The organism is Oleiphilus sp. HI0123, assembly GCF_001635315.1.
In genome coordinates, this window is sequence record NZ_LWGE01000021.1 from 1 (window position 1) to 484 (window position 484).

Below are 484 nucleotides of genomic sequence, written 5' to 3' on the forward strand. Positions count from 1 at the left end.
ATTTCCACGATGCTACTAGTATTGTTTGGCAATTTTGGTGAACTCCTTTTAAGTAAGCTTGCGATTAGTATTCATGCATTCAAGATATCCGGTGGCGTGCTTTTGTTTTATACGGCGTTTCGTATGGTTACCAGTAGTTTGTCTTTCGCTGGCAGCGGGAATGGCAGAGATATATCGGTTTTCCCATTGTCCATACCGCTACTTGCGGGGCCTGGCTCTTTAACAGTAAGTATTTTGTTGTTTTCTTCGACTAGTTCGGCTTTGGGCCAGCTTTCTGTGATGTTTGCCATTGTATCTATCAGCACGCTAACCTGTATTCTGATGATTTTTTCGGGCAATGTTAAACGCCTGGTTGGTGCGATAGGTGATGAAGTATTAAAACGTTTTTTAGGAATGATCTTAGCTGCACTGGCAATCCAGTTTATTCTGGATGGCTTGCGAGTATTTACTTAATGTCGGCGAATCAGCTTATGCTGCTATAAGG

General features: G+C 42.4%; 1 protein-coding gene. It reads left to right on the plus strand.

Going from position 1 to position 484, the window contains the following annotated elements:
• Positions 1 to 453, plus strand: a 453-nt coding sequence (locus A3761_RS00250; protein ID WP_068749616.1) for a MarC family protein, incomplete at its 5' end; no start/stop codon positions are given.
• Between the last annotated feature and the right edge of the window lie 31 nt (positions 454 to 484).